The sequence below is a fragment of the Halomonas sp. HG01 genome (assembly GCF_000968715.2).
In the GTDB taxonomy this organism is placed as follows: Bacteria; Pseudomonadota; Gammaproteobacteria; order Pseudomonadales; family Halomonadaceae; genus Halomonas; species Halomonas halophila.
In genome coordinates this window covers 3,206,177-3,225,110 of the sequence record NZ_CP022134.1, presented here as the reverse complement: position 1 = coordinate 3,225,110, position 18,934 = coordinate 3,206,177, and the positions used below count along the sequence as shown (strand labels likewise).

Genomic DNA, 18,934 nt, shown 5'->3' with positions numbered 1-18,934 from the left:
GAGAGGCCCCATGTTTCAGAATCTCAGCGATCGTCTGTCCCAGACGCTCAAATCGATCAAGGGTCAGGCGCGCCTGACCGAGGACAACGTCAAGGACACCCTGCGCGAGGTCCGGCGGGCGCTGCTCGAGGCCGACGTCGCCCTGCCGGTGGTCAAGGCGTTCATCGACCGGGTGCGCGAGCGTGCCGTGGGCCAGGAGGTCTCGAAGAGCCTCTCGCCGGGCCAGCAGTTCGTCAAGATCGTCCAGCAGGAGCTCGAGGCGATCATGGGCGAGGCCAACGAGGGGCTGACCCTCAAGGGTCGCCCGGCGGTGGTGCTGATGGCCGGCCTGCAGGGCGCGGGCAAGACCACCTCCGTGGCCAAGCTGGCGCGCTACCTGCGCGAGCGTGAGAAGAAGAAGGTGCTGGTGGTGTCCGCGGACGTCTACCGCCCGGCGGCCATCGACCAGCTCGAGACCCTGGCCAAGGAGGTCGAGGTCGACTTCTTTCCGTCGAGCAGCGACCAGCAGCCGGTGGCCATCGCCGAGGCGGCGATCAAGCACGCCAAGATCCAGTTCCACGACGTGGTGCTCGTCGACACCGCCGGCCGTCTGGCCATCGACGAGGCGATGATGGCCGAGATCCAGGCCCTCGAGAACGCCGTGTCGCCGGACGAGACGCTGTTCGTGGTCGACTCCATGACCGGCCAGGACGCCGCCAACACCGCCAAGGCCTTCCACGAGGCGCTGCCGCTGACCGGTGTCATCCTGACCAAGGCCGACGGCGACGCCCGTGGCGGTGCGGCGCTGTCGGTGCGTCACGTCACCGGCAAGCCGATCAAGTTCATGGGCGTGGGCGAGAAGGTCGACGCCCTCGAACCCTTCCATCCGGACCGCGTGGCCTCGCGCATCCTCGGCATGGGTGATGTGTTGTCGCTGATCGAGGAGGCCGAGCGCACCGTCGACAAGGGCAAGGCCGAGCAGCTGGCCAAGAAGGTCAAGAAGGGCGACGGCTTCGATCTCGAGGACTTCCGCGACCAGCTCCAGCAGCTCAAGAAGATGGGCGGCATGGGCGGCCTGCTCGGCAAGCTGCCCGGCATGGGGCAGATGGCCGAGATGGCCCAGGGCCCGGGTCCCGAGAAGGAGATGGGCAAGCTCGAGGCGCTGATCAACTCGATGACGCCCAAGGAGCGCCGCAACCCCGACATCATCAACGGCTCGCGCAAGCGCCGCATCGCCGCCGGTGCCGGCCTGCAGGTGCCGGACCTCAATCGCCTGCTCAAGCAGCACAAGCAGATGCAAAAGATGATGAAGAAGGCCGGCAAGAAGGGCGGCATGCAGAAGATGATGCGCGGCATGTCCGGCATGATGGGCGGCGGCGGCCCGGGAGGCCCCGGCGGCATGGGTGGCCCGGGTGGAATGGGCGGTCCCGGCGGCATGGGCGGCCCGGGCGGTGGTCTGCCGCGGCGCTGAGGCGCCCGGCTCGCGGCCCAAAAAGGTTTCCAAGCCGGGGAGATTTCCGTAGAATGCGGCGTCTTCACTGGCAGGTCCGCGTTTTTCGCGGGCCTTCTCGTGACCGAACACCCGGCGGCGCACCCTCCGGGGTGCGGTCGATCCGACTGTCGAGGGCCTGGCCCCGACCGACAACCTCCGTAACTCAACCGAAGGACAGTCAACGCATGGTTACCATTCGTCTGGCACGTGGTGGCGCCAAGAAGCGTCCCTTCTACCACCTCACCGTGACCGATTCTCGCAAGGCCCGTGACGGCCGTTTCATCGAGCGTCTCGGCTTCTTCAACCCGGTCGCCCGCGGCCAGGAAGAGCGTCTGCGCGTCGACCTCGACCGCGTTCAGCACTGGCAGGACCAGGGCGCCCAGCTGTCCGGCCGCGTTGCCGAGCTGGTCAAGGAAGCCCGCAAGCAGGCCTGATCGGCCTGATGCCCCGAATGTCTGAGGCAGGATCGCGATGAGCGCAGGCGTCGAGCCGACACCGGCCAATGAGCACGTGGTGCTGGGCAAGTTGACCAGCCCCTACGGTGTGAAGGGCTGGCTGAAGGTGTATTCGTACACCAGCCCGATGGAAGGCATCCTCGAGTACGACGAGTGGGTGCTGCGTCATCAGGGCCGACTCGTGCGCTATCGTCTCGTCCAGGGACGCCCGCAGGGCAAGGGCCTGGTGGCCCGCCTGGAAGGCGTCGACGGTCGAGATCAGGCCGAGGCCCTGGCCGGCGCCGAAGTGCTGCTGCCCACGGCCGAGCTGCCCGAACTCGACGGCGACGACGAGTTCTACTGGTACCAGCTGGAAGGCCTGCGGGTCGTGACCCGCGACGGCGTGACGCTGGGCCGCGTCGACTACCTCTTCGAGACCGGCGCCAATGACGTCATGGTCGTGAAGGGGCATGACGCCATCGACGATCGCGAGCGACTGCTGCCCTTCCTGCCCGACGAGGTCGTGCAGAAGGTGGATCTCGAGGCCGGCGTGATGACCGTCGACTGGGATCCGGACTTTTGAGTCGCAGCGACGCCTCCATGTGGGTCGGTGTGGTATCGCTGTTCCCCGAGATGTTCGAGGCGCTGACCCGTCAGGGCGTGACGGGCAGAGCGGTGGACAAGGGGCAGATCGCCCTGGAGTTCTGGAATCCCCGGGACTACGCCACCGACCGGCATCGCACCGTGGACGACCGCCCCTACGGCGGCGGACCGGGGATGCTGATGAAGGTCGACACCCTGCGCTCGGCCATCCACGATGCCCGCGAGCGGGCCGAGGACGCCACCGGGCAACGCCCGAAGGTGATCTATCTTTCGCCCCAGGGGCGTCAGCTGGATCAGCGCGGCGCGCAGGAGCTGGCGGAAGGCCCACCCCTGGTGGTAGTGGCCGGACGCTACGAAGGCATCGATGAACGGGTCGTTGAAGCCGACATCGATGAAGAATGGTCGATCGGCGACTATGTGCTGAGCGGCGGCGAGCTGCCGGCGATGGTGCTGATCGATGCCGCGGCAAGGCTGGTGCCTGGCGTGCTGGGCCATCAGGATTCCGCGGTCGAGGACTCCTTCAACGACGGACTGCTGGACTGTCCGCACTACACGCGCCCCGAGGTGATCGACGGGCGGCGGGTGCCGGATGTCCTGCTCAGCGGCCACCATGGCGCCATCCGGCGCTGGCGGCTCAAGCAGTCCCTGGGGCGGACCTGGCTCCGGCGACCCGACCTGCTCGAGGGCAGGACGCTGGACGCCGAGCAGCAGGCTCTGCTCAAGGAGTTCATCGAGGAGTACGTGCCGGCCGAAGGCGACTAGGCCGGGCGGAGGTGCAGGACACGCCACGAGAGGCGGTGACCTGCGTCACCAACAGGACTCCCGCGCGTCGAGGCATTCGAGCGCCGGGATCACGATTCGTCGGCCATCCACTGCCGGATCGGCGAATCATGTATGTTATCGAGGAGTTAAGTCATGAGCAGCAAGAACAAGGTGATCCAGGCGCTCGAAGCCGAGCAGATGAGCAAGGAAGTGCCGGAATTCGCCCCGGGCGACACCGTGACCGTCCAGGTCAAGGTCAAGGAAGGCAGCCGCGAGCGTCTGCAGGCCTTCGAAGGCGTCGTCATCGGCAAGCGTAACCGCGGCCTGAACTCCGCCTTCACCGTGCGCAAGATCTCCCACGGTGTCGGCGTCGAGCGGACCTTCCAGACCTACAGCCCGCTGGTCGACTCCATCAGCGTCAAGCGCCGCGGCGACGTTCGCCAGGCCAAGCTGTACTACCTCCGCGAGCGCAGCGGCAAGTCCGCCCGCATCAAGGAAAAGCTGGCCTGAGGCGACGCCTCGCCGGCCAGTGGTGACGCGGCTTGTCAGTCCGCGTGACATCGCAACCCCGTCACCGCAGTCGCGGGGCGGGGTTTCGTCGTTCAGGGGGCGAGGAACGCCATGACGACCATCGCTGACGAGGCCCTGGCGCTGATCGAGGCCTGCCTCGATGACCTGTGGCTGGGAGAGGGCGCCAGCGACAACACCCTGGCGGCCTATCGCCGTGACCTGACCGCCTGGGCGGCCTGGCTAGACGGGCGCAACGCCACGCTGCTGGCGCCCGGCGCCGAGGCCCTGCCGGCCTGGCTCGACGCCCGGCGTGACGACGGCTACAAGCTGCGCAGCAATGCCCGGCTGCTGTCGAGCCTGCGACGCTTCTACCGCTGGGCGCTGTCCGAGGGGCGCATCGACCACGACCCGATCGCCGAGGTGAAGCTGCCGCCGGCCCGGCCGTCGCTACCGGACACCCTGGAAGAGGACGAGGTGGAGCGGCTACTGGCCGCGCCGGACCTCGGCAGCGACCTGGGGCTGCGCGATCGCACCATGCTCGAGGTGCTCTATGCCGCCGGGCTGCGCGTCAGCGAGCTGGTCGGGCTGACCACCGACGCCGTCAACCTGCGCCAGGGCGTGGTGCGGGTGCGCGGCAAGGGCGACAAGGAACGCCTGGTGCCGCTCGGCGAAGAGGCGGTGGACTGGCTGTCGCGCTACCTGCGTACCGGGCGTGCGGCGCTGATGGACGACCCGTCTCGGCCGGCGCTGTTTCCCGGTCGGCGTGACGCCTGCCTGACGCGCCAGGCCTTCTGGCACCGTATCAAGGCCCATGCCCTGGTCGCCGGCATCGATCGCCCGCTGTCGCCGCACACCCTGCGCCACGCCTTCGCCACCCATCTGTTGAATCATGGGGCCAATCTGCGTGTCGTACAGCTGCTGCTCGGTCACAGCGACCTGTCGACCACGCAGATCTATACCCATGTCGCGCAGGCCCGGCTCGAGGTCCTGCACGCCGATCATCATCCCCGAGGCTGAATCATGAGACCCATCTCCCGTGTTGTCGCCGGCGGTATGCTCGCCGCTCTGTCACTCCCCGCCCTGGCCCAGGACCCGGCCATCGAGCGGCTGACCGAACGTCTCGAGGTCGACGGCCAGCAGATGCCGGTGGAGCATATCGAGGAGACCCCGCTGGCGGGTTTCTACGCGGTGCGACTGGAAACCGGCGAGCGCTTCTATACCGATGCCGATGGCGGCTACTTCCTGGTCGGCGACCTCTACGAGAACGCCGAGGGAGGGCTGGTGAACCTCTCCGAGCAGGCGCGCAACGCCGAGCGGGCCGCCCGCGTCGCGGCGATCCCTGACGAGGAGCGGGTGATCTTCCGCGGCACCGACGAGCCGAAGGCGCGGGTCACGGTGTTCACCGACACCACCTGCCCCTACTGCCGCCGCCTGCACGAGGAGGTGCCGCGCCTCAACGAGATGGGTATCGAAGTCGACTACCTGGCCTTTCCGCGCGGCGGGATGAGCTCGCCGGGGGCCCGTGAGCTGCAGCAGGTCTGGTGCGCCGACAATCCCAGCGAGGCGATGTCGACGGCCAAGCGCGAAGAGGCGCTCGAAGGCAACGCAAGCTGCGACAATCCGGTCGAGGAACAGTATCATCTGGGCATGCAGCTGGGCGTGCAGGGCACCCCGGCCATCGTGCTGCCCGACGGGCGCCTGGTGCCCGGCTACGTGCCGGCCGAACGCCTGGCGACCATGCTGGGCCTGAACGACGAATAGGCGCGCCATCGAGCGCGCGGGCCTTCGGGCCGAACATCGCTGAGACACCAAGCAGTAACGAGGGGAAAGACATTGAAACCGGTGAGAGTGGGAATCTGTGGCCTGGGCACCGTCGGCGGCGGGACCTTCAACGTACTGACGCGCAACGCCGACGAGATCGCCCGTCGGGCGGGGCGTCCGATCGTCATCGAGCAGGTGGCCTTCCGCACGCCGAACCCCGAGTGTGACGTCACCGGCATCAAGACGACCCATGACATCTTCGAGGTCGCGGCCAATCCCGACATCGACGTCGTCGTCGAACTGATCGGCGGCTACGACGTGGCCCGCGAGCTGGTGCTGACCGCCATCGAGAACGGCAAGCACGTGGTCACCGCCAACAAGGCGCTGATCGCGGTGCACGGCAACGAGATCTTCCAGGCCGCCCACGAGAAGGGCGTGATCGTGGCCTTCGAGGCCGCGGTGGCCGGCGGCATCCCGGTAATCAAGTCGCTGCGCGAGGGTCTGGGCGCCAACCGCATCGAGTGGCTGGCCGGCATCATCAACGGCACCGGCAACTTCATCCTCACCCACATGCGCGACGAAGGCCGCGCCTTCGAGGACGTGCTGGCCGAGGCCCAGGCGCTGGGCTACGCCGAGGCCGACCCGACCTTCGACGTGGAAGGCATCGACGCCGCCCACAAGCTGACCATCCTGGCCTCCATCGCCTACGGCGTGCCGCTGCAGTTCGAGAAGGCCTACACCGAGGGCATCTCCCGGGTCACCGCCGAGGACGTCGAGCAGGCCGACAACCTGGGCTACATCATCAAGCACCTGGGCATCTCCAAGCGCACCGACGAGGGTCTGGAGCTGCGCGTGCATCCGACGCTGATTCCCAAGGAGCGGCTGCTGGCCAACGTGCACGGCGTCAAGAACGCCATCGCCGTGATGGGCGACGCCGTGGGCCCGACCCTCTACTACGGCGCCGGTGCCGGCGCCGAGCCGACCGCCTCCGCGGTGGTCGCCGACGTGCTCGACGTGGCCCGCGACATCGCCACCGACCACCACTACCGCGTGCCCTACCTGGCCTTCAGCGGCATCGGCGAGAACGCCGACCAGCCGCCGATCCTGGCCATGGAAGAGATCAGCACCGCCTACTACCTGCGTCTGCTGGCGGTCGATCGTCCCGGCGTGCTGGCTCGCGTCGCCACCATCCTCTCCGAGGAAGGCATCTCCATCGAGGCGCTGATCCAGAAGGAGGCGACCGAGGGCGAGCTGGTGCCGATCATCCTGATGACCCACCGCACCCGCGAGAAGCACATGAACGAGGCGATCCGCAAGATCGAGGCCATGGCCGACATCGCCGGTTCCGTCACTCGCATTCGCGTCGAGTCGCTGGAAGAGAATCAATAACCATCGGCCGCGTGCCTCGGGCAGCGGGCGGCGGGCAGCGATATGCCCGTAGCCCGTAGCCCGTAGCTCGAGTCCCACGGAGTGGAATGATGCGCTATATCAGTACTCGCGGGCAGGCGCCCGCGCTCTCCTTCGAGGAGGTCGTGCTCACCGGCATGGCCAGCGACGGCGGCCTCTACGTGCCCGAGACCGTCCCCCAGCTGAGCCACGAGCAGCTGGCCGACATGGCTGGCTGCTCCTACGCCGAGATCGCCTTCCGGGTGATGCAGCCCTATGTGGGCGGCGAGATCGACGACGACACCTTCCGCGAGATCGTTCGCGACGCCTACGCCACCTTCAGCCACGACGCCGTGGTGCCGCTGAACCAGCTCGATGCCAACCACTTCCTGCTCGAGCTGTTCCACGGCCCGACACTGGCGTTCAAGGACGTGGCCCTGCAGCTGCTCGGCCGGCTGCTCGACCACTTCCTCAAGAAGCGCGGCGAGCGTGCGGTGATCATGGGCGCCACCTCCGGCGACACCGGCTCGGCCGCCATCGAGGGCTGCCGCCACTGCGACAACCTGGACATCTTCATTCTGCACCCCCACGAGCGGGTGTCCGAGGTCCAGCGTCGCCAGATGACCACCGTGCTGGCGGACAACGTGTTCAACGTCGCCATCGAGGGCAACTTCGACGACGCCCAGGCCATGGTCAAGGCCAGCTTCGCCAACCAGGACTTCCTGAACGGCACTCGGCTGGTGGCGGTGAACTCGATCAACTGGGCGCGCATCATGGCCCAGATCGTCTACTACGTGGCCTCCGCCGTGGCGCTCGGCGCGCCGCACCGCAAGGTGAGCTTCTGCGTGCCGTCGGCCAACTTCGGCAACGTCTTCGCCGGCTACATGGCCTACCGCATGGGCCTGCCGGTCGAGCGCTTCGTGATCGCCACCAACGCCAACGACATCCTGCACCGCACCCTGGCCGACAACGACTTCTCCAGGAAGGAACTGGTCGCGACCCTGGCGCCGTCCATGGACATCGTGGTGTCGTCCAACTTCGAGCGTCTGCTGTTCGAGGCCTATCAGCGTGACGGCGCGGCCGTGGCCGAACTGCTCGAGCGCTTCCAGGACGAGCCCTCGGCGCTGGCCGATGCGCCGCTGGCGCGGCTGCGCGAGATGTTCGCCAGCCACAGCATCGACGACGCCACCATCCTGGAAGTGATCCGCGAGGCCCATCACCGCACCCAGGAGATCCTCGACCCGCACACCGCCACCGGCTATCGCGCCGCCGAGCGCGAGCGCGGTGACGGCAGCGTGCCGATGGTCACCCTGGCCACCGCGCATCCCGCCAAGTTCGCCGAGGCGGTGGTCAAGGCCGGCTTCCCGGGCGTGCCGCTGCCGCCGCACATGGACGACCTGCTGGAGCGCGAGGAGCGCTACAGCGTGCTGCCGGCCGAGCTCGCCGCCGTGCAGCAGTTCGTGGCCGACAACCGGCGCTGAGTCGGTCCCGGCTCGCAGGCCGCTCCGGGGGCGCCCGTCTCCGGCGGTTCCCCGGTATCACCGTTGCCCCCATGACGCCCGGTTCGCCGGGCGTCTTGCCGTCATCTCCAGGAGTTTCCGTGGACGCTACCCCGACGCCCGTATCCGAAGACGCGTTGACGACCCGTATCCTGCCGCGCCCCCGCGACGAGGCCCTGGAGGCCCGTGCCCTGGCGGAGGGGCTGACGCCGCTGCAGGCCCGCGTGCTGGCCGGGCGTCTGTCTGGTCATGCCGGCGAGCTTGCGCCGCTGGTGTCGCCGAGCCTTCGCCACCTGGCGCACCCCGAGCGGCTCAAGGACGCGCGCCCGGCGGCCGAGCGCATCGCCCAGGCGGTGGTCGAGGGCGAGCACATCGGCATCCTCACCGACTACGACGTCGATGGCATCACCTCCCACGTGGTGATCCGGCGCACCCTGAACGAGCTGTTCGGCGTGCCGGAAGACAGGCTGCACAGCCTGATCGGCCACCGCATCCACGACGGCTACGGCATCAGCCTGCCGCTGGTGGAGCGCACGCTGAAGCTCTCGCCGCGGCCGAGCCTGGTGATCACCGCCGACTGTGGCAGCAGCGACGAGCCGCGCATCGCCCGGCTCAAGGCCGCCGGCATCGACGTGGTCGTCAGCGACCACCACGCACTGCCGGTGGAGGGGCCGCCGGCCTCGGCCTTCGCCACCGTCAACCCGACCCGCGACGACTGTGACTACCCGGACCCGACCATTGCCGGCTGCATGGTCGCCTGGCTGACCATGTCGCTGGCCCGGTCGGTGCTGATCGAGTGGGGCGTGCTGGCGGCCGCCACGCCCAAGCTGTCGCCCTGGCTGTCCTACGTGGCGCTGGGCACCGTGGCCGACTGCGTGTCGCTCGGCGGCAGTGCCGCCAACCGCGCCGTGGTCACCCAGGGACTGGCGCTGATCAATCGCATGGAGGCGGCCTGCTGGCGGACCATGGCCGAACGGCTGGGCGCCGACAGCGTGCCCTTCGACGCCGAGACCCTGGCCTTCCAGATGGGCCCGCGGATCAACGCCCGCTCGCGGCTCGACGATCCCTACGCCGCGCTGCACTTCATGCTCGCGGCGGACGACGCCACGGCGGCGCGGCATCTGGAAACGCTCGACCAGGACAACCAGTCGCGCAAGGCCATCGAGGCCGACATGGCCGAGCAGGCGCGGGCACTGGCCCGGCCGCAGCTCGCCGACGACGCGCCGGCGCTGGTGGTCTATCTCGAGGATGGCCATCCCGGGGTGCAGGGCATCGTCGCCTCACGCTTGGTGCAGGCCTTCGGTCGGCCGACCCTGGTGCTGACCCCGGCCGCCCAGGCCGGCATGCTGACCGGCTCGGGGCGCTCCATCGAGGCGCTGCACCTGCGCGACGCCCTGCAGCGCACCTTCGAGCTCGCCCCCGAGGCGCTGCCGCGCTTCGGCGGCCACCGCGGCGCCGCCGGCGTCGGCGTGCCGGTGGAATCCCTCGAGGCCTTCCGCACCGCCTTCCTGCAGGCGGTTCGCGAGCAGCTCGGCGACACCGAGCTGTTTCCCAGGGTCTTCACCGACGGCGAACTGGCACCGGCCCAGCTGAGCCTCGCCACCCTCGACGAGCTGGAAGCGCTCGGGCCCTACGGCCGCGAGTTCGACCCGCCGCTGTTCGAAGGCGAGTTCCTGGTCGAGTCGCTGCGCCCGGTGGGCGCCGAGGGCAATCACCTGATGATGGAGCTCTCGGCCGGCCCGGTGTCGACCAGGGCGATCTGGTTCCGGGCGCTGACCCCGGGCGAGGTGCCGGCCTTCGGCGTCGGCGACCGGCTGCACTGCGCCTACAAGCTCAACCGCAACCGCTGGCGCGGCCGCGAATCGCTGCAGCTGATGGTCGAGCACGCCGCGCCGGTGCGTTAAGCGGTCAGTAGGTTGGCCATACCCCCGGGGTCGCCAGCTCCAGCAGGTGGCCGTCGGGTCGCGGTCGAATAAAGAGCACGCTCTCCCGAGAGCGGCCTCAGTAGGTTGGCCACACCTCAGGGGTCGCCAGCTCCAGCAGGTGGCCGTCGGGTCGCGGTCGAATAAAGAGCACGCTTTCCCGAGAGCGGCCTCAGTAGGTCGGCCATACCCCCGGCGTGGCCAGCTCCAGCAGGTGGCCGTCGGGGTCGCGGCCAAATAAAGAGCACGCTCTCCAGAGAGCGGCCTCAGTAGGTTGGCCACACCTCAGGGGTCGCCAGCTCCAGCAGGTGGCCGTCGGGTCGCGGTCGAATAAAGAGCACGCTTTCCCGAGAGCGGCCTCAGTAGGTCGGCCATACCCCCGGCGTGGCCAGCTCCAGCAGGTGGCCGTCGGGGTCGCGGAAATACACGCTCTCACCGCCTCGCGGCCAGTGGGTGCGGCCCTCGATCCCGACGCCGTGCTCGCCCAGCTGGGCCTCCCAGTCGGGCAGCGCCGGCGCGGCGATGGCGAAGGCCATGTGCACCCGGCCGGCGCCGTCGTGGGGCGGGATGGTGCCCATCTCGCCGGGCAGCACCACCGTCTCGCTGGTCTCGCCGTCGAGAAACAGCAGCAGCACCGTGCCGGCGCCGGCGTCATAGGCGGTGAAGCGATGGTCGGCGTTGAAGGGGCTGAGCCCCATCACCGTCTCGAAGAAGCGCCGGGCCCGGGGCATGTCCGCCACGTAGAGGGCCGTTTCCAGCACGCCGTTGAGTTCGGGCATCGGGGATCCTCCCTTTGGCTTCGTCTCTTAAGCGTAGCGCCGGCGGTCCCGGGCGTCGGTCAACGCTGGCCCCAGAACCACCAGGCGATCAGGGCGATCAGCGCCAGGCCGGCGAGATTGACGATCCAGCTCATGCGGATGCCTCCTGTTTGCCGGAAGAAGAGGTCTCGTCGGGCGCGGCGACCCCCTGGGGGCGGAACCAGCGCAGGCGACTGGCGTTGCCGACCACGGTGATCGACGAGGCCGACATGGCGGCGCCGGCGATCACCGGCGACAGCAGGCTGCCGGTCAGCGGGTAGAGCGCGCCGGCGGCGATGGGGATGCCGAGCACGTTGTAGCCGAAAGCGCCCACCAGGTTCTGCTTGATGTTGGTCAGGGTGGCGCGGCTGATGGCGATGGCGTCGGCCACGCCGTGCAGCGAGTCGCGCATCAGGGTGATGCCGGCGCTCTCGATGGCCACGTCGGTGCCCTGGCCGATGGCGAAGCCGACGTCGGCGCGGGCCAGGGCCGGGGCGTCGTTGATGCCGTCGCCGACCATGCCGACCGTCTCGCCGTTGGCCTGGCGCCGCTCGATCTCGGCGTGCTTGTCCTCGGGCAGCAGCCCGGCGCGGACCTCGTCGATGCCGACCTCGTCGGCGATGGCGCGGGCGGTGTGCGCGTTGTCGCCGGTCAGCATCACGAGGGTCAGCCCCTCGTCTCGCAGGCGCGTGACGGCGGCCCTGGCATCGGCGCGCAGCGGATCGCTGACGCCGAACAGGGCGACGAGCTCGCCGTCGACGGCCAGCTGGACCACGGTGCGCGCCTGGCCCTCGAGCTCGGCGACGCGCGCCTGGCCCGAGGCCAGATCGATGCCGGCCTCCTCGAGCAGCCGGGCGTTGCCCAGCAGCAGCGTTCGGCCGTCGGCCGTGCGGGCGCGCACGCCGCCGCCGGTCACGCTGGTGAAGTCCTGGATCTCGGCCGCTTCAGCGTTCTGCGCTTCGGCGTGGGCGAGCAGGGCGGTGGCCAGCGGGTGCTCGGAGCCGCGCTCCAGCGCCGCCACCCAGCCGAGTGCCTCCTGCTCGTCGCCCGTCAGCACTTCGGCCTCGGTCAGGCGCGGCTTGCCCTCGGTGAGAGTGCCGGTCTTGTCCACCACCAGGGTGGTGAGATGGCTGGCGGTCTGCAGCGCCTCGCCGCTTCTCACCAGTACGCCGTGCTCGGCGGCCTTGCCGACGCCGATCATGGTGGAGATCGGCGTGGCCAGGCCCAGTGCGCAGGGGCAGGCGATGATCAGCACGGTGCTGGCGGTGACCAGCATGTGCAGCACCCGCGGTTCGGCGCCGACGTTGAACCAGATCAGCGCGGTGAGCACGGCGATGATCATCACCGACGGCACGAAGATGCCGGAAATAGTGTCGGCGAGCCGGCCGATGGGCGGCCGCGAGGCCTGGGCGCGGGCCACCTGCTCGGTGATGCGGCCGAGCCGGGTGTCGGCGCCGACTCGGGTGGCCCGATAGACCAGCCCGCCCTGGCCGTTGACGGTGCCGGCGCTGACCTCGTCGCCGGCCGCCTTGGCTACCGGAGCGGGCTCGCCGGTGAGCATGGACTCGTCGAGATGGCTCTCGCCCTCGAGCACCTCGCCGTCCACCGGCAGGCGCTCGCCGGGGCGCACGCGCAGCCGGTCGCCCTCGCGCACCTCGTCGATCTCGACCTCCTGCTCCTGGCCGTCGCGGATCACCCGGGCGGTGCGGCTCTGCAGGTCGAGCAGGCGGCGCAGGGCGTCGCTGGTGCGGCCCTTGGCCTTCAGCTCCAGGGCGTTGCCCAGCAGCACCAGGCCGATCACCATCGCCGAGGCCTCGAAGTAGAGGCCGCGGGCCATTTCGGGCAGGGCCTCGGCGAAGGCCACCACCGCCATGGAGTAGAGCCAGGCGGTGCCGGTGCCCATGGCGATCAGGGTGTCCATGTTGGCCTGGTGATGGCGCAGGTTCTTCCAGGCGTTGCGGAAGAAGTGCCGGCCGGGCCCGGCCATCACCGCCAGGGTCAGCAGGCCCACTGTCAGCCAGAACCAGCGCCCGGCGCCGAGCGGCTGGGGATGGTAGACGAACATGCTGACCATCAGCGGCACGGCCAATGCCAGCGACAGGACGCTGCCGCGCAGCCGGCGGCGATACTCCTCGACGTCGCGCTCGGCCCGGACCTGCTCGGCCTGGCGCAGGTCGAGGATCGGCTCGGCGCCGTAGCCCACCGCGTCCACGGCGTCGATCAGCGCCTGGGTGTCGGCGCTGCCGCGTACCTGGGCGGTGTGGTTGCCGAGGTTGACCGTGGCCGATTCGACCCCCGGCGTGCGCTCCAGCGCCTGCTGCACGCTCTTCACGCAGCCGGCGCAGGTCATGCCGGTGATCGACAGGCGTTGAGTGGTGGCGCCGTCGCCAGCGGACGCCGCCGTCGATGTCGGCGCCGGTTCCGGCGCGGAGTCGGGGGCCGGCTCGGCATTGGTCTCGGCGTTGGCGGTCGGCTCGATGGACGACGTCTCGGCGGGATAGCCGGCGTCCGCGAGCACGCGGTCGAGCTCGGCATCGCCGAGCGAGGAGGTGACCTGGAGGCGATGCTCGGCCGGCGTGCCGGTGACCTCGGCCTCGGCGTCTTCGGCCTGGATGGCCTCGCGCATGCGCTTCACGCAGCCCTGGCAGCTCATGCCGGGCACGGTGCGCTCGAGGCGTGTCGTTGTGCTCATGACGATGTCTCCTTGGGCGCCGCTTTCCTGTTGGTAGGCTCCAGCGGCTCGGGGAAGCTCTCGATCAGGCGGCACAGGCTGTGGCCGTCCGGGATGCCGTCGGGCAGGTGCTCCCAGGCTGCCAGCGCTTCCTCCATGCGCTCGGCCAGGGCCTCGAGCTCGCGGATGCGGTGGCGGATCTCCGGCAGGCGCCGGGCCAGCAGATCGCGCACCAGCGGGCAGGGGGAGTCGCCGTGGTCGGACTGCTCGAGGATCTCGCGAATCTCGGCGACGCCGAAGCCCAGGGTGCGGGCGCGTTGGATGAAACGCAGCCGGCGCAGGTCGGCATCGTCGAAGAGCTGGTAGCCGTTGTCCGGGTTCCGCTCGGGTCGCAGCAGCCCCTCGCGAGTGTAGTGGCGCACGGTCTCGGCGGTGACGCCGGCCTGGCGGGCGAGTTCGCTGACCTTCATGCCTTGCGTCTCCTGATAAGGGAATACTCAGAGTGTAAAACCCTTGGGTTACACAAGGGTCAAGATGGAGGCGCAGGGCTCGGAAGGGTGGGCAGGATGAGAAGGCAAGTCATTGTTGCGCATGAAGATGAAACGAGCGTGCCACCAAAGTATTAGGAAAAATCGGATTTAAACGGTCGTTTGTCCTTGATCCTTGCGATGAGTTCTGACGACACTGTCGGGCAGCCGCGTCATCACCATAACAACAGCAACGTTAGGAGCCGCGCCATGCCCCTGCCTTTCACGTCTCGCAAGCTCGCCGCCGCCGTCGCCCTGGCCTCCGCGGCGCTCGTTTCCGCCCAGGCCTCCGCCGCGGGTTTCCAGGTGCGCGAGCAAAGCGCCAAGACCCTGGCCAACGCTTTCTCCAACACCGCCGCCGGTGCCGAGGACGTCAGCTTCATGGCCTACAACCCGGCCGCCATCGGCAACATCGACGGCAATCAGATCGCCGGCGGCGTGTCCTATATCGATGCCACCTTCGAGCTGCACGACGCCGAGGCTTCGAACGTGGCCGGCATCCCGTACACGGCCGGCGCCTCCGGCGAGGGGGGTGAGTCCGCCTGGGTGCCGAGCTTCGCCGCCAAGACGCAGTTGAACGATCAGTGGGACCTGGGGCTAGCGATCTACTCGCCCTACGGCCTTTCTACCAAGTACGACGAGGACTGGATCGGTCGCTACCACGCCGTGGAGACCGAGCTGACGACGATCGATATCCAGCCGACGCTCAACTATCGCGCCACCGAGCGGCTCAATCTGGCCGTGGGGCTGCGTGCCCAGTACGCGGATGCGACTTTGTCCAATGCACTGGACATGGCAACGATCGGGGGGAATCCGATGGCGGCTGGGGCGGCAAATGCCATGGCTGAAGTCAAAGGAGACGACTGGGGCTATGGCTATACCCTCGGCGCCCTCTTCCAGGCTACCGAGCGCACCCGCTTCGGCGTCAGCTATCGCTCGGAGATCGATCTGACGCTCGATGGTGACGTCGATTTCAGTTCCGATAGCGCCGCCGGCCAGCAAGCGCTGGCTGGTGCCCAGTTGACGAATACTTTCACCAATGGCGGTGGCAAGGCGGAGCTGACCACGCCGGCCAACCTGAATCTGGGCGTCTATCACCAGCTGACCGATCGGCTGGCGCTGATGGCCAACGCCGAGTGGACCGAGTGGAGCAGCTTCGACGAGCTGACTGTCGAGTTCAACGACAATACGCCGGATAGCACCACCACCGAGAACTGGGACGATACCTGGGCCTTCTCGGTGGGGGCGAACTACGCGCTGACGCATCAATGGACGCTGCGCGGGGGCCTTGGCATCGACCAGACCCCGGTGCCGGATGCACGGCATCGCACCCCGCGGGTGCCGGACGCCGATCGCCGCTGGGCCTCTCTCGGTGCCACCTACCAGCCGACCGAGAACCTCGGCATCACCGCCGGCTATCTGCGCATCTTCGGCGACGACGTCGAGATGGACCAGGACGCCACCCTGACCAACGAGAACACCAGTCGCGGTAACCTGTCCGGTGAGTACGAGGTGGAAGCCGACGTCTTCGCGCTGTCGGTGGACTATCGCTTCTAGCCGCCTTGTCAGACACCGCGGACGCTCCGCCTCGCGCGACCCGGCCACCGGCCGGGTCGCCGTCTTTGTGCCGCCGCGCGGGATGGCCGCTGGCGGCGCATTTCGCTACAATGCTCGTCTTTTCTCCGCCGCTGGCGCCCGGCGCCGGCGCGCGCCTCATCTCCCTTGGATTCAGGCGAACCCCATGCTGGAAACCAATCCGATCAACCACCTCATCAAGGACCTGTCTGAGCGGACAGACGTCCTGAGGGGGTATCTTTGACTATGCCGAAAAGAAAGATCGGCTAGAGGAAGTCACCCGCGAGCTCGAGGACCCCGACGTCTGGAGCGATCCGGACCATGCCCAGAAGCTGGGCAAGGAACGGGCGACCCTCGAGGCCATCGTCGCCACCATCGATGAGCTGGACCAGGGGCTGGCGGACAGCCAGGACCTGCTGGAACTGGCCGAGATGGAGGAGGACGAGGGCACCGTCGAGGAGGTCCAGCGCGAGCTGGAGAACCTCCAGGCGAGCCTCGAGAAGCTCGAGTTCCGGCGCATGTTCTCCGGCGAGATGGACGAGAACAACGCCTATCTCGATATCCAGGCGGGTTCCGGCGGCACCGAGGCCCAGGACTGGGCCAACATCCTGCTGCGCATGTACCTGCGCTGGGCCGAGCATCACGGCTTCAAGGCCGAGATCACCGAGCTCTCCGCCGGCGAGGTGGCGGGCATCAAGTCCGCCTCCGTGCATATCCAGGGCGAGTACGCCTTCGGCTGGCTGCGCACCGAGACCGGCGTTCACCGCCTGGTGCGCAAGAGCCCGTTCGACTCCGGCGGCCGCCGCCACACGTCCTTCGCCTCGGTGTTCCTGTCGCCCGAGGTGGACGACAGCTTCGAGATCGAGATCAATCCCTCGGACCTGCGTGTCGATACCTATCGTTCCAGCGGCGCCGGCGGTCAGCACGTCAACACCACCGACTCGGCGGTGCGTATTACCCACGAGCCGACCGGCATCGTGGTGGCCTGCCAGAGCCAGCGCAGCCAGCACGCCAACCGCGACTTCGCCATGAAACAGCTCAAGGCGAAGCTGTGGGAACACGAGATGGAGAAGCGCAACGCGGCCAAGCAGGCCGCCGAGGACTCCAAGGCCGACATCGGCTGGGGCAGCCAGATCCGCTCCTACGTGCTGGACGACCAGCGCATCAAGGATCTGCGCACCGGCGTGCAGTCCAGCAACTGCGACAAGGTGCTGGACGGCGATCTGGACCCGTTCATCGAGGCGAGCCTCAAACAAGGCCTATAGCCTGCTGCGCTCGCCGATACGGCGTTGCCCCTCGGCCAGAGATGCTCATTGACGACTCGTCAACTCCGCGCTCTGTCCGAGGGGCGCCTTGTCTCGGCGTCGCTCGCGCGGCTCTAGGTGAGATGTCTCTGTATTCGACACCATGATTTAACAGGTAGCGACATGGCTAACCAGGACACTTCCCAGGACGAGAACCACCTGATCGCGGAGCGCCGCGGCAAGCTGGCCGAGCGCCGCGAGCGCGCCGCCACCGACGGCGGCAGTGCCTTCCCCAACGATTTCCGTCGCGACAGCACCGCCGCCGAACTGGCCGCCGAGCTGGGCGACAAGGACAAGCCCGAGCTCGAGGCGCTGGCGCGTCCCGCGGCCGTGGCCGGGCGCATCATGCGCAAGCGCGGACCGTTCATCGTCATCCAGGACGCCAGCGGCCAGATCCAGCTCTACGTCGACAAGAAGGGCCTGCCGGCGGACGTGCTCGAGGACATCAAGGGCTGGGACATCGGCGACATCGTGGCCGGCCGCGGCCCGGTGCACAAGTCGGGCAAGGGCGACCTCTACGTGATGATGGAAGAGGCGCGCCTGCTGACCAAGAGCCTGCGCCCGCTGCCGGACAAGTTCCATGGCCTGACCGACATGGAAGCCCGCTATCGCCAGCGCTACGTGGACCTGATCATGAACCCGGATTCGCGCGAGGTCTTCCAGACCCGCGCCGGCGTGATCAGCGCCATGCGCCGCTTCTTCGAGGATCACGGCTTCATGGAAGTCGAGACCCCGATGCTGCAGCCGATCCCCGGCGGCGCCACGGCCCGGCCCTTCATCACTCACCACAACGCGCTGGACATCGACATGTACCTGCGCATCGCGCCGGAGCTGTATCTCAAGCGCCTGGTGGTGGGCGGCTTCGAGCGCGTCTTCGAGATCAACCGCAACTTCCGCAACGAGGGGCTGTCGACCCGGCACAACCCCGAGTTCACCATGGTCGAGTTCTACCAGGCCTACGCCGACTACCAGGACCTGATGGATCTGACCGAGGCCATGCTGCGCGAGGTCACCCAGCGGGTGCTGGGCAGCACCGTGGTCACCAACACCGTGCGCGACGCCGAGGGCGAGGTGCTGGAGAGCTACGAGTACGACTTCGGCCAGCCGCTGCGCCGGCTGAGCGTGTTCGACGCCATTCTCGAGTACAACCCGGACATCCATGCCGAGTCGCTGGCCGACGAGACCGCCGCGCGCCAGATCGCCGAGCGCCTGGACATCGACGTCAAGGACGGCTGGGGCCTGGGCAAGGTGCAGATCGAGATCTTCGAGAAGACCGTCGAGCATCGCCTGCAGCAGCCGACCTTCATCACCGACTATCCGACCGAGGTCAGCCCGCTGGCGCGTCGCAAGGACAGCGATCCCTTCGTCACCGAGCGCTTCGAGTTCTTCGTCGGTGGCCGCGAGATCGCCAACGGCTTCTCGGAGCTCAACGACGCCGAGGACCAGGCCGAACGCTTCGCCGCCCAGGTGGCCGAGAAGGAGGCCGGCGACGACGAGGCCATGTACTACGACGCCGACTACGTGCGCGCGCTGGAGTACGGCCTGCCGCCGACCGCCGGCCAGGGCATCGGCATCGACCGGCTGGTGATGCTGCTGACCGACAGCGCCTCGATCCGGGATGTGCTGTTGTTCCCGGCCATGCGCCCGCAGGTGGACTGACACGGTCCGACGTTCCAAGGCTGGCACGGGGATAAGCGAACCTCCTTCTTCAG

The 18,934-nt window shown here is 68.5% G+C and carries 16 protein-coding genes; 13 read left to right on the top strand and 3 right to left on the bottom strand.

All coding sequences use genetic code 11. From position 1 onward, the window contains the following. Positions 1-10: 10 nt before the first annotated feature. From ffh to UN84_RS15205, 10 genes are all read left to right on the top strand, one after another. Positions 11-1,450 (top strand): signal recognition particle protein, encoded by a 1,440-nt coding sequence (gene ffh / locus UN84_RS15250; RefSeq protein WP_046078404.1) that lies wholly within the window; start codon positions 11-13, stop codon positions 1,448-1,450. A gap of 206 nt (positions 1,451-1,656) precedes the next feature. Beyond that, positions 1,657-1,905, top strand: coding sequence for a 30S ribosomal protein S16 (gene rpsP / locus UN84_RS15245; protein WP_035592782.1), 249 nt, complete (start codon positions 1,657-1,659; stop codon positions 1,903-1,905). Between the two features lie 37 nt (positions 1,906-1,942). Beyond that, on the top strand, positions 1,943-2,488 hold the full coding sequence (gene rimM / locus UN84_RS15240) for a ribosome maturation factor RimM (RefSeq protein WP_035592780.1): 546 nt from the start codon (positions 1,943-1,945) through the stop codon (positions 2,486-2,488). 17 nt (positions 2,489-2,505) lie between these two features. After that, entirely contained in the window at positions 2,506-3,270 is a 765-nt protein-coding gene (gene trmD / locus UN84_RS15235) for a tRNA (guanosine(37)-N1)-methyltransferase TrmD (protein WP_035592778.1), read from the top strand. A 153-nt stretch (positions 3,271-3,423) separates the two neighbouring features. Continuing rightward, on the top strand, positions 3,424-3,780 hold the full coding sequence (rplS, locus tag UN84_RS15230; protein WP_035592776.1) for a 50S ribosomal protein L19: 357 nt from the start codon (positions 3,424-3,426) through the stop codon (positions 3,778-3,780). A gap of 111 nt (positions 3,781-3,891) precedes the next feature. Next, positions 3,892-4,797 (top strand): site-specific tyrosine recombinase XerD, encoded by a 906-nt coding sequence (gene xerD, locus UN84_RS15225; RefSeq protein WP_237022330.1) that lies wholly within the window; start codon positions 3,892-3,894, stop codon positions 4,795-4,797. A 3-nt stretch (positions 4,798-4,800) separates the two neighbouring features. Further along, complete coding sequence (locus UN84_RS15220; protein ID WP_046078403.1) at positions 4,801-5,541, top strand: DsbC family protein; 741 nt, start codon at positions 4,801-4,803, stop codon at positions 5,539-5,541. Between the two features lie 72 nt (positions 5,542-5,613). Next, the gene (locus UN84_RS15215) at positions 5,614-6,930 is read left to right on the top strand and encodes a homoserine dehydrogenase (RefSeq protein ID WP_046078402.1); all 1,317 of its coding nucleotides are present in this window, start codon (positions 5,614-5,616) and stop codon (positions 6,928-6,930) included. An 89-nt stretch (positions 6,931-7,019) separates the two neighbouring features. After that, positions 7,020-8,408: a threonine synthase gene (gene thrC, locus UN84_RS15210; protein WP_046078401.1), complete on the top strand. Its 1,389-nt coding sequence runs from the start codon at positions 7,020-7,022 to the stop codon at positions 8,406-8,408. 119 nt (positions 8,409-8,527) lie between these two features. Next, positions 8,528-10,330 (top strand): DHH family phosphoesterase, encoded by a 1,803-nt coding sequence (locus UN84_RS15205; RefSeq protein WP_046078400.1) that lies wholly within the window; start codon positions 8,528-8,530, stop codon positions 10,328-10,330. 377 nt (positions 10,331-10,707) lie between these two features. On the opposite strand, the gene UN84_RS15200 is transcribed toward UN84_RS15205, so the two are convergent. The 3 genes from UN84_RS15200 to UN84_RS15190 all read right to left on the bottom strand — a co-directional run bounded on the left by UN84_RS15200 (position 10,708) and on the right by UN84_RS15190 (position 14,286). After that, positions 10,708-11,127 (bottom strand): VOC family protein, encoded by a 420-nt coding sequence (locus tag UN84_RS15200; RefSeq protein ID WP_046078399.1) that lies wholly within the window; start codon positions 11,125-11,127, stop codon positions 10,708-10,710. A 130-nt stretch (positions 11,128-11,257) separates the two neighbouring features. Then, positions 11,258-13,837: a heavy metal translocating P-type ATPase gene (locus UN84_RS15195; RefSeq protein ID WP_173835025.1), complete on the bottom strand. Its 2,580-nt coding sequence runs from the start codon at positions 13,835-13,837 to the stop codon at positions 11,258-11,260. Next, positions 13,834-14,286, bottom strand: a complete 453-nt coding sequence (locus tag UN84_RS15190) for a MerR family transcriptional regulator (RefSeq protein WP_046078396.1) — start codon at positions 14,284-14,286, stop codon at positions 13,834-13,836. Before UN84_RS15190 ends, UN84_RS15195 begins: the two co-directional genes overlap by 4 nt. Before the next feature lie 267 nt (positions 14,287-14,553). Here UN84_RS15190 and UN84_RS15185 point away from each other — a divergent pair, with 267 nt between their 5' ends. From UN84_RS15185 to lysS, 3 genes are all read left to right on the top strand, one after another. After that, the gene (locus UN84_RS15185) at positions 14,554-15,900 is read left to right on the top strand and encodes an OmpP1/FadL family transporter (RefSeq protein ID WP_046078395.1); all 1,347 of its coding nucleotides are present in this window, start codon (positions 14,554-14,556) and stop codon (positions 15,898-15,900) included. A 184-nt stretch (positions 15,901-16,084) separates the two neighbouring features. Continuing rightward, positions 16,085-17,183 (top strand): peptide chain release factor 2 gene (gene prfB / locus UN84_RS15180; RefSeq protein ID WP_107181109.1). Its coding sequence is split into 2 segments (ribosomal slippage): positions 16,085-16,159 and positions 16,161-17,183, totalling 1,098 coding nucleotides; the frame shifts between segments, so codons are not numbered across the junction. Between the two features lie 162 nt (positions 17,184-17,345). Beyond that, positions 17,346-18,881, top strand: a complete 1,536-nt coding sequence (lysS, locus tag UN84_RS15175) for a lysine--tRNA ligase (protein ID WP_035592765.1) — start codon at positions 17,346-17,348, stop codon at positions 18,879-18,881. Positions 18,882-18,934: the final 53 nt, after the last annotated feature.